This is a genomic window from Phenylobacterium sp. GW823-FHT02A09 (genome assembly GCF_058797775.1).
On the sequence record NZ_JBXAJZ010000001.1, the window covers coordinates 1,194,478 to 1,207,773 of the forward strand.

The window sequence follows — 13,296 nt, forward strand, 5'->3', positions numbered from 1 at the left end:
ACCTCTAGGCGGCGATGGCAGCCGGGGTAGTGTTCCCGGCGAGCTTCAGGGCCGCATTCCCTGCGCCCTGAAGCACCTTGGCTTTGTTGCCCTCGACGAGGCCGTTTCGGCAGCCGGTGATCTGGATGCGACTATCCATGTCGCTGAAGGGCTGGACCGTGTTGCCGGTCACCTTGAAGCCGTCGACGTTCGAGAGGGCGATCCCGTTGTACATGCCGCCCTCGATGACATTGTCGTCGACGGTCACATTCCGATAGGGCTTCACGCCGGTCTGGTCGGTGATGAAGGCGCCCTGAAACTTGCGGCCGGTCCCGCGCCAGAAGCGGTTTCCCACGACCTCGATGTTCTCGGCCGGCGCATCGGCGCTGGCGGTGTGCAGCTGTACCGCGTCAGGGTGCGCGGTCTCGTCAGCGATGCAGTCGCTGACGTCGTTCTTGATCACCCGCAGGTCCGAGACCCCGCACATGTTGATGCCGTCGGCGCGGAAGCGGCGGATCGTGCAGCGCTCGACCAGCACGCCGCGGGAGTTAGCGCCCTGGACGCCGTCCTTCACGTCGGAGATGTCGGCCTCGATCACCCGGACGTCCTGGCTGCGCAGGATGCTCACGCCGTAGAGCTTAGCGTTACGGGAGGTCAGCCGGATCAGGCCGATGCTCTTGCAGCCGTCGAGTTTCACGGACCCGCCGGCCGCTAGATCGGCGGACAGGCCGTCGAAGGTGATCCCCTCGCACGCCGTCAGCACCAGCCCCGTGACCTTGGCGCCGGCAGCGCGCACCGTGACGCCCGCCGCGACCACGCCCTTCAGGCTGTAGGCGCCGTACTCGCCGGCCGCCAGTTCGATGACCTCGCCGGCCTTCGCCGCCTTCAGCGCCGTCGTGAGCGCGGCCAGGGTGGCGACCTTCATCACCGGCCCGACGATCGGCGGCTTGGGCTCGACCGGCTTTGGCTCTTCCTTCGGCGCCTCCACGACTGGGGCCGTCGCCTCCAGCAGATCGGCCACGCCTTCGTTCAGAGTGGCCTGACCCCGAGCGATCTTCTCGCGCGCGGCGTCGATCTTCGACTGATCCATTATGCAGCCCTCTTGTTTGCGGCCAGCGCGGCGAAGGCGGCGGCCAACGTCGGAAACGGGTGGGCGCGCGGGTCAGCACACTCCCTGGAGGTCTTGCCGGGGCGGGTTGACCACGCGGCGCGCACGTAGGCGATCGTCGGCTTCATCAGGCAGCCCTCTCGTAGCAACCGGACGCGCCGGTCCCGTTGTTGCGCCGCGCGTTCCCGGCGATGTCGTAAGCGAGCATGGAGTCGTTGGCCGCGACGGCGGAGTAGGCCGCGTTGCTGGCCCCGGTGAGGCTGTAGGTCCCGCCCAGCGCGCCGGCGCCGATCGGCAGCGACTTGTCGTCGGTGAAGGTGACGTTCGCCGCGCCCACGTTATAGGTCTCAGCCGGCCACCAGGGTCCGAGCCAGGACGTTTCCGGGCTCGGTACAGACGCGTTCGCCGACCCGCCGGTGACGACGTTGCCCTTGTTGCCGACGTTGTGCAGGTGCTCCCAGTTCCCGACCCGGCCGGTGACGGTCGTCTGGGTGGTGAAGGTGTCGGACTTGCAGTTCCACGTGTCGTTGCAGAGGTTGAACCGCATCCGCAGGCGACGGATCACCCCGGCCGCCGCCGCAACGTCGGTGTAGCCATGGTTCACCCGGCCGCCGACGGCCGTGTTGTAGAGGAACAGCACGTTGTCGCTGGCCATGGTCGTGCCGTCACCGCCGAGGCGGAAGCAGGTCTGGTTGGCGCCCTGCTCGAACAGGTTCTGAACGACCGCGAGGCCGCGACTCCAGGTCCGGTTGGAGAGCAGAGCGCTGAACGTCCCGCTCGACTGCATCTGCCGGAACCAGTTGTTCATGATGAACATGCCGTCCTGGTCGTCGGACGTCGGCCGGTCGGTCGGAACGAACTCCTGCAGCGCAAACCGGCGCACGCGGCAGCCGATCATGGCGTAGAGACGAATGGAGCCGTCGCCGGTCGCGCCCTCGGCGATGACGCCCAGCGCCAGAGCCGTCTGTGTCCGCGTGTTGGCAAAGCTGTCCATCAGCGCCCGGTTGCCGGTCGCGTTGATGGTCACGTTCGACAGGTAGTTCAGGCCGACGCGGTAGTGCAGCGATCCGGTCGAGGTGCTGGTGATCGTCCCGCCGCCGAACGCGAGCATCTGGTTGTTCGCGGTGGCGCTGCCGTTGAAGCCGTTGCCGGCGGTGTGGTTGATGTCGACGAACCAGCGGACCTTGTCGGGGATGCTGCGGGCCACGGCCATATCGAGGCTCACGGCCCCGGCCGCAGAGGCGTCGACCCGAATATCCGTCCAACATTCCCCGGCCGTCGTCGAGATCGAGGCGCCGATGGTGTGCGCCACGGCCCCGCCCGCCCCGTCATCCATGAGGTAGATCGTTGAGCCCGAGTGGTTCCCGCCGTTGAACGACGCGAGCGCGGTGAAGGCCGCGCCGATGGTCGCGTAGGGGTTAGCGCGGGCGGTCGCCAGCGTCTTGGAGACCTGGGGCGTGCCCCCTGCCCCGGCGCGGACGAAGGCGATGGCGCCGCGCGTGCCGGACTTGTCGTTCCAGAAGCGCAGGGGGGTCTGCGGGTTGGCCGTCGGCCAAGCGAAGCCATCCACCGCAAGGTCCAGCACAGCCGAGGCGTCACCGATCCAGGGATAGACCTTGGCGTTGACCTGGCAGACCGCGCCTTGGTCCAGCGCCGTGAGCGGGATTGTGGCCTTGTAGGCCTCGGTCGGGTTGCCCTGCGTCTGGAGGGCCGAAAGGCTGGGAACGATGGCGGTCTGCGTCGCGGCGGTGTGGCTGGCGCCGTCGGTGGCGATGAACTCGACCCGGGCGACCATGCGGCCGTTCATGCCGTGAACGTGCGCCGCGGCGAGTTCCACCGCATATCCAGAGCCGGTCGCCCGCTCGTGCTGCGTGTTGAACCACGCCGCGAGCGGCTTGTAGTACGGCCGGGTCGAATTGTTCGACAGGTTCGAGACGCTGCCGGCCGCGGAGGCCCCATAGAAGCCCGCCTCAGCCGTCGCCGAGGCGATGGTGCTGCCTTCGTAAACCAGATCCTCCAGGGCGTAGAAGACCGTCATGGTCACGCCGTTGTTGGACTGCTGCTTGGAGCTCGCCGCGTTGTACTGCCGGCGCAGGATCACGGTGCCGCGGATGTTGCGGGTGACGGTCGTCGAGCCGGTGGCGTCGTAGCCTGGGTCGCGGACCTCGTGGACGATCTTGCTGGGGTCGAAGGTCTGAGCGACCAGATAGGGGACGGTGATGACACCGACCCAGCCGTTGCCGTCGACGCCGGTTCGCGCGGTCGCGTCGCCATAGTCGCCCGTGGCGTCCAGCGGGGTCGCGTTCATGATCGTCAGCGACTGGATCGCCGAGACCGGGCCCGCCGGGCTTTCCTCGGTCGTGATCGTGAAGGCCCCTGAGCCGGAGCCGACATTCAGGACCACGTTGACGTCGGTCTCGTAGTCGGCCGAGGATGTGCCGCGAACCTCGAACTTGTCGCCAGCGACGGCGACGCCTGCAGTGCTCGTCCACGAGCCCCCGTTCTTGCGGTACTGGCCGCCCGTGACCGTTACGGCGACCTCGACATTGATCCCGCTGATCGTGACCTCGTTGCTCGTGTACAGCGTCGACGGATCAGCGTCGGTGACCGCGGTGAACGAGAAGGCGTCGGGGAAAGTGTCGTCGGCCGGCGTGCTTGAGGCAGGCGGCCTCACACCGCCGAAGCGGAGCGCTAGGGTCAGGGTCATGGATGCCTCCCCTTAGCCGACGATGCCCAGACGGAGCTTCAGGGCGTCCGCGGCATAGGTCGGCGTGCCTGCGCCGTTGACGATGGCGATCCAGATATCGTCGGAGAGGGGCTGCGGCTTGAGCATCAGGCCGATGCCGGTTTTGCAGGCCACCCGGCAGCCGCCGATGTCCTTGTAGTCAGCAGCATCAATCGAGACGAAGCCGAGGATCGCCCGGGCGTTGGCGTCGGAGATTGTGGGAGCGGCGTTTTCGGTCCCGAACGTCACGCCCTGGTCGAGGAAGTAGATCGTGAAGGCGGCGCCCTGGTCGCTCTCGTCCAGCACAGTGACCGATTGCAGCATGCCCGGAGCATCATCGGCCTTCATGCACGCGAGCACGGCCTGAGTGTCCGCCAGTAGGTCACCAGCCGCGTAAGCGTTGGTGTCCGTGGTCACCGTGACCTCGGTCACCTTCAGCTCATCGATCGCCGTGGTGACTGAGGTGGAGTTGCCCCCCGCGGCGCGCCCCTTCGGCAGGCTGGTGACATCAACCTTGCCGATCGTGTTCGCGCCGACCGGCAGCGGCTTCGCAATCTGGACCGGGAACGGATCGGTGAGCGACGTGTCGATCCAGGCGCCATCGACGCCCCAAGTGATCTTGATCCGCTGGAACTTCACGCCGCCGATCTCGTCGGCCGCGATCACGCCGACGTCCGTGTTCACATCATCGGCCATGGGCCAGACCTCTTAAGCTGGGCAAAGGGGGAGCGCTCACCGGCCTGGAGGCTCGGCGCTTGCGCGTGTCGTTGTGAGTGGGCGCTGCTAGCGGAGCAGCTCGTAGAGTTGGCCGCCGACGTAGTTTCCGCCGAGCGAGCCCCAGGTGAGACTTGTGCCGTCCACGTAGTTCAACCGGGGCAGGACATCCGCCGCTGACATGCGGAAGTTGCCGACGGTGCTAATGACGCGACGCGTCCAACCGCTCGACACCGTGAAGTTGTCCAGCCCAGCCTGCCGATCGCTTATCGCCGACATCAGGCCCACGCAGTCTGGCTGCCGCGTGACTCCGGCGAGGGTCAGGCTGGTGCTGAGGCTCGACCCGCCCCCGATGGACCGCCTAGCCGACCGCGTAGCGCCTCGATAGGCGACGATCATGAGTGTCGTCGGCACCGCCCAGCCCGACACCACGAAGGAGGCTGGCGAGGTGATCCGCCGACGATAGGTGGTTGTCGTATAGCCGGCGCCCCAGGTGTGGTTTTCCCGGTCCCAACCAGCAATATCGGGTTGGGGCGAGCCGCTGTTGGTGCAGGCGAACATGAGGACATAGTCACCGGCGCGCAGTCCGGAGATAAGGCCCAGCCCAACCGTTGCCGTCCCGATCACCTCACCAATGAGGGAGCCGACGAACTCCGCAGGCGGCAGCCCCCCCGCTCCCATGAACATCGACGGCCGCATCAGGTGGCGTCCAGGCTGTAGCCGTAGCGGAAGCGCGGGTTCGTCGGGCTGTCATCGAAGCAGTAGACCGACAGGAGCGTCATCTTGTTCGCACCCGTCGAGACGACGACGGGCGGCTGCCCACCCGGCTCGAAGCACGCATGCGTGGTGAGGACCCAGCCGCCGACGGCGTCCATCCAGACCTCAAGGTACTTCGTCTCGCCCCGCTTGTAGTTGGTCGGCTTGCCCAGCAGTCGGCTCGCCGTCATCACCACCTTCGCGGTTTCCTTCAGGCTCATGTCCCAGGCGATTGTCGCTTGATCGACGAGATCAACCGGGACGAGGCTGTCTTTCAGACCCTTGGGCGTGGCCGCGACGTCATCGGCTGTGCCGGCTGCAACCTGACCAGCCGTGGCCTTCGTGACCGTGATCGTGCGGTTTGCCGAGAGGTCGCCGCCGCTACCCGCTGCGAGCCCGCCGCCGGTGATCGTCCGGCTGGTCGGGATGCCGGCGGCCTGAGTGAGCGAAAGGGTCCAGTCGGCGATGGCGCTACCCGACCCGACGACCGACGTTGCGGTCAGCACGAGCTGACCGCTGGTTGGGTTGTAGGACTTCACTGCGCCATAGATGGCCTGCGCCGCAGCAGCGGAAGTCCGCGCCGCCTTGAAGTCCATGCCGGCGACGATTGTCTTGCCGGTCTGGATAGTCCAAGTGAAGTCAGACCCGACCGATCCGCCGTTCCAGGTCTGCGGCGTGGTGCTCGTGGCCGTGGTGCCGGGCGCGTTCAGCGCGGTCAGCGCGCTTGCCGCCGCGGCCTGGGCGTTTGCGACCACGTTCTGAGCGATGGCGACCATCTGCACGAGAGCCGCGACGAAACGGGTTCGATGCCCGCCGTTGCGCAGACCCGTCGTCGGGTTCGCATCGTCCGAAACCGTGGAGCCGTCGCCGCCGACTTCAGGGGGAAAGGTGACCGAGGTCATCGCGTAAGCTCCTTGGCCTCGAAGGCGACTGACGTGAGAAGCGGGTATGGGTGCTCAATCGGGTTGAGCTGCCGGAGACGGCCGACGAACGATTGGCGGATGGCGTTCCGCGCATCGACCGGGTTCCACTGCAGGACGATCTCTTTGGTGATCCCCGCCTGGCGGATGATCTCGAAGGCCTGGCTGTACATCTCGTCGACGCCGAGGTTCGCCAGAGTGAAGCGGGCGACCCGATATCGTGGCAGTTCGTTGAAGTACTCAGCGCCGCCGTAGGCCGACACCACGTCGCTAGGATCTTCCCAGCCTAGAGAGGCGCCCACGACCATGTTCAGGCTCGGCGAGTAGCCGTTGGCGATGACGACCCGTCCGAACTGGAAGGCGCTGGCCTCGTTGACCTGATCGTCAATCTCGACCCGCACGTATCGGAAGTTCACCGCCTCCGAGAGCTTGTGGAACAGGGTCCAGATGTACCCGGCGCGCTCGTCCTTCGAGTAGGTGCCCTCCCACCAGTTGGTCTGGTCCCAGTCGAGCTCTTCGGAGCTGTAGATGCCGGGCCAGATGTCGAGCCAACCGCTGTCATGGCCGACGGTCGCGAACGTCGGGTCGTCCCCTGCCCGCACGCGATATCGCGCCGAGACGCTGGCGTTGTGGTCCTGCAAGACGAGGATGCGCCAGATCCGGTCAGGGCCGAGGTCCATGTCGAACCACGTCGAGGCCGGAAGCGAGTTGGCCGAGCGGGCGACCCGGGCAAGGACCCGGTTCTTCAGGTTGTTCAGCGGCAGGGCTTCCAGCCATGCGCCGCCGGACAGCTGAGCGGTGTCGATCAGGTTGTTGTAGGCGATGAAGACGTGATCATCGAGCTCGGGGCTGACGACCTCGACGACGGGCGCCGCAGGGCGGGCCGGCGGGAGCAGAAGCAGAAGCGTCACGTCAGCCCCACAGTTGGAGAACGACCCGGCTGCGGTCGAGGTCGAGGGTGTAGCCGAGCGCCCGGAGCGGCTTGCCGGCCGCCAGGCCGAACCGCCGATGGGTCAAGCGGCCCGTCGACATCAGCCTCGCCCCCAGGGACGCGAAGAGGTCGCTCGTGATCGGCGTCGGAAACAGGCTTCGCTGCACGCGGTGGATCGCCAGTAGACGGTCAGCCAGGGCTTGGGCGTCCGCGGCCTCCGTCAGCAGCGTATCCACCGTCAACTCGCGAGCCTGCGCGTACTGGTGCTTGATGTCCGGGTCCTCCGCGGACACTGACCGGTACTCCTGGCCCAGCGCCGCGCGCCGATCCGCCGAGACAGAACCGGCGATCTCCGCTGGCTGCTGCGTCGCCCAGAACCGCGTATGGCGGACGTTCACCCGCCAGGCCGGAATGCCGTTGCCGTCGGGGGTCTCCCGCTCAAAGCCCTTCAGTACGTCGGCTTCAATGACCTCGAACTCGATCGAGTTGGCCGGCACATCCAGGAGGCCCATGCGCAGCAGCCCGCTCGCATCGAAGCCCCACCACGCCGCAACGCTGGCGGCGACCATGTCCATCGCGTCGCGGAAGCTGGTCTCGTCGTCGAGATAGAGCCCCACAACGGCCGGAGCCAGGGCGTTGACCTCGCTCACGTCCAGCGGATCGATCGCGTCCGCGGCCAGGCCGGCGTCCGCTGCGAGACGCTGGAGCACCGCGGCGACGGTCCTAGCCCCGTCTTCCGCGCCCTCGGCGGCATCCGCTGTCACCATGCCGGCCGGCGCCGATCCGAGCCGGAACAGCCCGGCGGCGCGGCAGGTCGCGAACGTCCCCGCACCCACGGTCGCCGCGGTCAGCGCTGCTGCGTCGGCGTAGTTTGTGCCGGCCGTCAGCGCCACGCCTTGGTCGTAGACAGCCGAGATTGACTGAAGTGCGCGGTCGCTCAGCTGGTAGGTCAGCTTGGACGTGTTCACGCAAGGCGGTGCGACGTTGAAGACCTTCCCGTAAACCCTTGGCTTGACGCGGCCTTTCAGGTCGTCGGCCGTCCCTTCGAGGCCGACCGGCCCCACGTTCGTGCCCAGGAACTGGACGGTCAGAACCGGCCGCACGAAGGCGAAGCCGGCGTCGCGGATCTTGACGGTCACCCGCGTCTCGCTGGCCGTCACGGACTCGATGGTGCCGCGCAGGATGACCGGGAAGGCGCCGGGATATGCACCGCCACTACCGGACCGGATCACGCAGGGACGGCCATCGAAGCTGTAGCCGATCCAGTCGTCATAGCCGCCGTCGTTGTTGACGATGACGATCTCACCCGCCTCGAAGCCCGACGATCCGCTCGTCGCGCCCTGCGAGAAGGCCCAGATTTCCAGGTCCCCTGCGGAGTCCAGTCGCGGTTCGAACGGTGTGTTGGGCGGGGAATCGGCCGGCGTCGTCGTGAAGCCGCTGGTCCCGAGGTAGAAGGTGCGAAGGGTGCCGTACTCGTCGACCGCGGCCGTCAGTTCGACCAGGATCACGCGGCGTTCCTCTTGGACTTACGCAGCCGCGCGGTTTCGCCCACCACCTCGTCGAGCTTGCCCACCACGGCGGTCGAAGCCAGGCTGCGCTGATCGTTTGCGGCTTTGAGGGTCTTCTTCACTTCGGCAAGTTCGGACCGCAGCGCTTTGAGTTCGCTGACGACTTCGGCCTGATCGCCACCGGTCGAGCGGACCCCCAGCCCATCGGAGGTGCGGACCAGCGGCATGATCGCCTCCGGCCCTGCCTCGCCCATAACCGAGTTGTGGAAGCTGGTCGGCTGGCTGACGATGCCATTGGTGAAGACGCCGCCGTCTGCGTAGGGGGTGCGCCCCTCGTTCTTGCCCGAGGTGGCGTAGTGCCAGGCGCCGAACTGCTCGACAGAGCCGATCCCGAGTTGAGCCAGATAGGCCCGGCCCTTCTCCGAACCCACGTTGCGCAGGTACTCGGCCGCCACATCGCCGTAATGGCTGACGTAGGAGCCCCAGTCTTCGCCGCGCACCGCGCCGTTATCATTTGCGGCCGGCGTGTTCGCTGCCTGCGCCTGGGCGAGCGCCACGACTGCGGCCTGATAAGCGGCCAGGGCGTCACGAACGCTGAGCACGCTCGCGTTGACGTCGAGGATCCCCGACACCGACGCGTTGAGCGCGTTCAGCTGCTGCTGGCCGACATCGACCTGACTGGCGGCGTAGGCCTGCGTCGCCGTCACCGCTGTCCGCACCCGCTCCAAGTCAGCGAAGTAGGCCTCCGACGAAGCGTAGTAGGCCTTGGACGCGTCCAGATAGGCCTGAGAGACGCTCTCCAGATCGCGGATCGCGCCCTCGTCGCCCGCCGCGGCCAGCGCGGCGGTACGATCAAAGGCCGCCCGGGTCGCGCGATACTGCTCTTCCGGCGAGAGCATGGCCGCCGGGCCGCTATAGAGGCTGTCGCGGAACTTCTTCAGGCTGTCGGCGAAGGCCGAGAACTTGTCGATCGTGTCCTGAAGGGCCGAAGATTCAGCGTTGTAGGCGTCGGTCAGGCGCGAACGTGCGTCGTCCACCGCGCGCTGAGCGGCGTCGACAGCCTTCTGGCGCTGCTCGGCCAAGTCTTCGGCCGCCCAGACCTGCTCTTGCAGTGCCCGAAGCGAGGCGTCCATCGCGTTGAGCTCTTCCTGGCGGCGAGCAGCGAGCGCACCGGCAGCGTCGCCCGACGCCTCCATCAGACGGATTTCCAGGTCGCGGCGCTTCGCAGCCACTTCCCGGACGCGGGCCAGTTCTTCCTCAGCGCGCTTCAGGGCTTCGGCGTTCTTGGCGGCTTTCTCGGCCTTCCCGCCGGAAAGCCAGCCACCGATCCCGCCAACGACGGCGCCCACCGCCGCCCCGACCGCGGTTCCGATGCCTGGGATCATCGACCCGATTTGCATTCCGGCCATAGCGCCCGACGCCGCGCCAGAGAGCGCACCGCCCGCCTTGCCCCCGACCGCCTGCCCGGCGATGCTGGCTACCGCGGACGCGGCGCCGATCTTTCCGGCCGTGTTTCCTGCCTTCTCGAACTCCGCCTTGAGTGTTCCGAAGGCCTCGATCAGCGAGTCGACAAGCTTCTTCCAATCCTGTTCGCGGAAGGCGTCCGCCGCCTGCCCCAGCGCACCGGCGACATTGTTGAAGGCATCTTCGGCCGTACCGACGGCCTTCTTCATCTGGTTGCCGTGGATCAGATCAAGGAGGGCTTCTTCGGCCTCAGCCCGGTCACGCGCAACCGAGCCGATCGGGCTAACGGCGATGATCTCTTGAAGCTTCAGCTTCTCCAGATGCTGAGCCTTCTTGAGCAGTTCGATCTCTATGGCGCGGCGCTGGAAGGCGTACTTCGCCAAGTCGCGCTGGCTTTGAAGGACGCGCATTTCGTCTTCGACTGCGCCGGCCTGGCGAGCGTAGTTGTCGCGCGTGATCTGCCGCGTTGCGTCTCGCTCGATCAGTTCAGCCTTGAGGGCGGAAACGCGGTTGGCGCTCAATTCGACTGCAGCCAACTCCAACAGCATCAGCTCGCCGGTCGCAGTCGTGATCCGCCGGGAGTCGACGTCGCGCTGAACCTTCGCCGCCTGTTGTGCAAGTTCGGCGCGACGTTCCTGAAGCTGGATGTCGAGGATTTCTTTTTCCAGATTGGCCCGTGCGCGCGCGTCCTCAACCAACGCCAACTGAGCCTGCAGTTCGTCCGCGCGAGCCGACGCCAACGCCTGTTCTAGGCGCAACAGCTCTTCGTTGCTGCGGTCAGCCGGCCCCTTCGAGCCCGCGGAGGTCTTGTTCGGCTCCTTCGCCTTCTTCAGGGCGTCGGCCTGAGCGTAGCCGACCGCACCAGCCCCAATTTCCTTTCCGATCCGCCCCATGGCAGCGGCCGCCTTCTCGGCCTCTGCCGTGATATTGGCCTGGATGGCTTTGCCCATAAACTCGGCCGCGCTGGACACGTCAGCCTTGAAGCGGCTGAGGTCGGCGAACGGGATGTCGGGCACCGAGAAGAGCGACGGCATCAGTAAAGCTGCGGCCTTCTTCATCTCGTTGAACGACCAGATCCAGCCGTTAAGGATGCGCTGCACCTCATCCAACATGGCGTTCACCGCCATGGCGAAGAGGTCCTTCATCACCGCCGGGAAGCTCTGCCAGTTCGCGACGATGACGTTGTAGGCGCCCATGAAGACGCCCACGATCAGCGAGACCTCACGCGCGGTGTTCACCGTCAGGTCGTCGAGCCAAGCGTTCCAGCGGGTGTTGAGGTCGTCGATCGCGTCGCCGAGCGGCCCCATGGAGAGGTACTTCCCCATGACGTCGAGGGTCGCCATGAAGGTGTCGCCCATCGTGACGGTGCGATCTTCAACGCGCTCCAACTGCTCGGCCGTGAGGTTCAAGCCGTCGGTGATGTCGTCGGGATAGCCCTTCGAAAGCTCGCGATGCAGGAGCGCGAAGCCCGCCGCGACTGCTCCAACAGTGATGACGAGCGGGGCCAACGGCGCGGTCGCCTTCCCGATCCCCGCCATGACGGCACCGAACCCGGCGCCCTCCATCTTCGCCTGAGCGAAGCCGTCGGCAATCTGCGGCAGCTGTTGGGCCAGGACGAGATAGAGCGGCGTCTGCCCGGCGATTTGCACACCGATATCAGTGAATTGCCTGCTCATATTGAGACCGGCACGGGCGACCGCGCCGCTCGATCCAGCCACCCGGCCTTGCGCCCGGCTGAAGGCGTCGTGCCCCCTGGCAGCGTCGTCTAGGCGCTGATCAAGCACCGCGACCGCCTTGGCGTAATCGGAGCCGCTGATCGCCCCCGCCTTGTAGAGCGCTGACGCCTCTTGCATCTCGGCGTTCAAACGGGCCTGGGCGGCGCGGGTCGGATCGATGCTGTTCATCAGCTTGTCGATCCGGGCCTCTAGCGAGGTCACGGCGGCGGCCTCTGCCTTCATAGCCGCCAGAGCTTGATCCCCCCGGAGCGCAGCATTTCTGCGCTCCATGGCGGCGTGCGCCTTTTCCATAGCCAACGCCGTCTTCGCCAAGGCGGCGGCCTCAGCGTTCGCCGAGCGCTCGGCCTCTTTCATCGTTTGCGCTGCGATGTCACTGCGGTAGGCGGCGTTCCTACGCTCCAGCGCCGCTTCGATTTTCCCCCAGGCGGCGACTTCGAGTTCTGCGGCACGCACCGCGGATGCCGCCGCGGCGTATGTCGCCTTCTCCACCGCGCCCAGCTTCGACAGATAGTCAGTGGCCGACTTCGCCGCTCCGCTCATCTGGGGCTGTGCGCCAATCCCAGCGCGCTGCGTTGCGGACAGTTTCTGTGCGGCCTTCTCGGCCCGCTCGGCCTCTGCGGTGAAGCTCTGAAGCTCTAGCTTGGCCTTCGAGACCGGGCGCGCATCGACCTCTAGCGCCAGGGTGGAGACGTCGATCATCGAATGCCTCCTTTCACGCGGACCGTGGCGGCGCGGGTAATTGCTTCGAACTCGTTCGGGATGAGTGCCAGGATCGCCATCGGCGGCTGGTTGTAGACGCGGCCCAGGCTGTCAGGACCCGAGAAGCCGTACTCAAGGCGCCGGGCGTAGGGCAGCGAGTTCGATATGAAGTAGCGGTGGCCGGCAGCGTTCGGCGGTATCGCGTCCAGGCCGTTGACGGTCGTCAGGTTGGTTTGTTCGAGCGTTGCGTAGACCGGGCCGTCGACGCCCAGCTGCCAGTTTGAACGGAACTTGCCCGTGTCCACCGGCGAGTAGTCGATCACCCGTTCAGCGACACCTTTGACGGTTTCGACCACTACCTGGTCGAGACGTTCTTCCGTCTTCGCGGCCCATTGGGCGACGGACTGAGCAAACCCCTTCATGTGCTGCTCCGCCTGTCGTTTCAGTTGTGTTCAGGGTGACTCGTTCGTCGAGCCGTGTTCGGCTGCGCCAACTCAGAGGGGGCTCAGATGTCCGATAAGATCGAGATCAAGTTCAAATGCTTGAAGTGCGGAGGAACCGTCCTCTCGCTGCCCGACGACTACACCGACGACTCCATCGCTTCGTGCAAGGACTGCGGGGAGGAGTTCGGCCGGTTCGGAGATATCAAAGCGAAGGCAATCGCTGACGTTAAGGCCAAGATCCTGCGAGACACCAAGGCCGCCTTCAAGAAAGGTGGTTGGAAGACGTAGCTGGAGGCGCTCAACGTCGATCATC

At 66.4% G+C, this 13,296-nt stretch carries 11 protein-coding genes; 1 reads left to right on the forward strand and 10 read right to left on the reverse strand.

All coding sequences use genetic code 11. The features are described 5' to 3' along the window. Window positions 1-4 precede the first annotated feature (4 nt). From AC1Q87_RS06025 to AC1Q87_RS06070, 10 genes are all read right to left on the reverse strand, one after another. Window positions 5-1,069 carry a right-handed parallel beta-helix repeat-containing protein gene (locus AC1Q87_RS06025; protein ID WP_492608057.1) on the reverse strand — a complete coding sequence of 355 codons (1,065 nt, stop codon included), beginning with the start codon at window positions 1,067-1,069 and terminating at the stop codon, window positions 5-7. Then, the gene (locus AC1Q87_RS06030) at window positions 1,069-1,215 is read right to left on the reverse strand and encodes a hypothetical protein (protein WP_492608058.1); all 147 of its coding nucleotides are present in this window, start codon (window positions 1,213-1,215) and stop codon (window positions 1,069-1,071) included. Before AC1Q87_RS06030 ends, AC1Q87_RS06025 begins: the two co-directional genes overlap by 1 nt. Further along, window positions 1,215-3,794, reverse strand: coding sequence for a hypothetical protein (locus AC1Q87_RS06035; RefSeq protein WP_492608059.1), 2,580 nt, complete (start codon window positions 3,792-3,794; stop codon window positions 1,215-1,217). Before AC1Q87_RS06035 ends, AC1Q87_RS06030 begins: the two co-directional genes overlap by 1 nt. A gap of 12 nt (window positions 3,795-3,806) precedes the next feature. Then, the gene (locus AC1Q87_RS06040) at window positions 3,807-4,508 is read right to left on the reverse strand and encodes a hypothetical protein (RefSeq protein WP_492608060.1); all 702 of its coding nucleotides are present in this window, start codon (window positions 4,506-4,508) and stop codon (window positions 3,807-3,809) included. A gap of 87 nt (window positions 4,509-4,595) precedes the next feature. Further along, window positions 4,596-5,225, reverse strand: coding sequence for a hypothetical protein (locus tag AC1Q87_RS06045; protein ID WP_492608061.1), 630 nt, complete (start codon window positions 5,223-5,225; stop codon window positions 4,596-4,598). Further along, window positions 5,225-6,184, reverse strand: a complete 960-nt coding sequence (locus AC1Q87_RS06050; protein ID WP_492608062.1) for a hypothetical protein — start codon at window positions 6,182-6,184, stop codon at window positions 5,225-5,227. Before AC1Q87_RS06050 ends, AC1Q87_RS06045 begins: the two co-directional genes overlap by 1 nt. Further along, a complete protein-coding gene (locus AC1Q87_RS06055) occupies window positions 6,181-7,113 on the reverse strand; it encodes a hypothetical protein (RefSeq protein ID WP_492608063.1) in 933 nt (310 codons plus the stop codon). The genes AC1Q87_RS06050 and AC1Q87_RS06055 overlap by 4 nt, the downstream gene beginning before the upstream one ends. A gap of 1 nt (window position 7,114) precedes the next feature. After that, complete coding sequence (locus AC1Q87_RS06060) at window positions 7,115-8,641, reverse strand: hypothetical protein (RefSeq protein WP_492608064.1); 1,527 nt, start codon at window positions 8,639-8,641, stop codon at window positions 7,115-7,117. After that, a complete protein-coding gene (locus AC1Q87_RS06065; protein ID WP_492608065.1) occupies window positions 8,638-12,540 on the reverse strand; it encodes a hypothetical protein in 3,903 nt (1,300 codons plus the stop codon). The genes AC1Q87_RS06060 and AC1Q87_RS06065 overlap by 4 nt, the downstream gene beginning before the upstream one ends. Continuing rightward, complete coding sequence (locus AC1Q87_RS06070) at window positions 12,537-12,962, reverse strand: hypothetical protein (RefSeq protein ID WP_492608066.1); 426 nt, start codon at window positions 12,960-12,962, stop codon at window positions 12,537-12,539. Before AC1Q87_RS06070 ends, AC1Q87_RS06065 begins: the two co-directional genes overlap by 4 nt. Window positions 12,963-13,049: 87 nt before the next feature. Between AC1Q87_RS06070 and AC1Q87_RS06075 the strand changes: the two genes are divergently transcribed. Then, complete coding sequence (locus AC1Q87_RS06075) at window positions 13,050-13,271, forward strand: ECs_2282 family putative zinc-binding protein (protein WP_492608067.1); 222 nt, start codon at window positions 13,050-13,052, stop codon at window positions 13,269-13,271. The last annotated feature ends 25 nt before the right edge of the window (window positions 13,272-13,296 follow it).

Bases quoted from the DNA above. Each gene is read 5' to 3' on its own strand.
- AC1Q87_RS06025 (WP_492608057.1), bottom strand. From the start codon at position 1,069: ATGGATCAGTCGAAGATCGACGCCGCGCGCGAGAAGATCGCTCGGGGT.
- AC1Q87_RS06040 (WP_492608060.1), bottom strand. From the start codon at position 4,508: ATGGCCGATGATGTGAACACGGACGTCGGCGTGATCGCGGCCGACGAG.
- AC1Q87_RS06075 (WP_492608067.1), top strand. From the start codon at position 13,050: ATGTCCGATAAGATCGAGATCAAGTTCAAATGCTTGAAGTGCGGAGGA.
- AC1Q87_RS06050 (WP_492608062.1), bottom strand. From the start codon at position 6,184: ATGACCTCGGTCACCTTTCCCCCTGAAGTCGGCGGCGACGGCTCCACG.
- AC1Q87_RS06045 (WP_492608061.1), bottom strand. From the start codon at position 5,225: ATGCGGCCGTCGATGTTCATGGGAGCGGGGGGGCTGCCGCCTGCGGAG.
- AC1Q87_RS06065 (WP_492608065.1), bottom strand. From the start codon at position 12,540: ATGATCGACGTCTCCACCCTGGCGCTAGAGGTCGATGCGCGCCCGGTC.
- AC1Q87_RS06070 (WP_492608066.1), bottom strand. From the start codon at position 12,962: ATGAAGGGGTTTGCTCAGTCCGTCGCCCAATGGGCCGCGAAGACGGAA.
- AC1Q87_RS06030 (WP_492608058.1), bottom strand. From the start codon at position 1,215: ATGAAGCCGACGATCGCCTACGTGCGCGCCGCGTGGTCAACCCGCCCC.
- AC1Q87_RS06035 (WP_492608059.1), bottom strand. From the start codon at position 3,794: ATGACCCTGACCCTAGCGCTCCGCTTCGGCGGTGTGAGGCCGCCTGCC.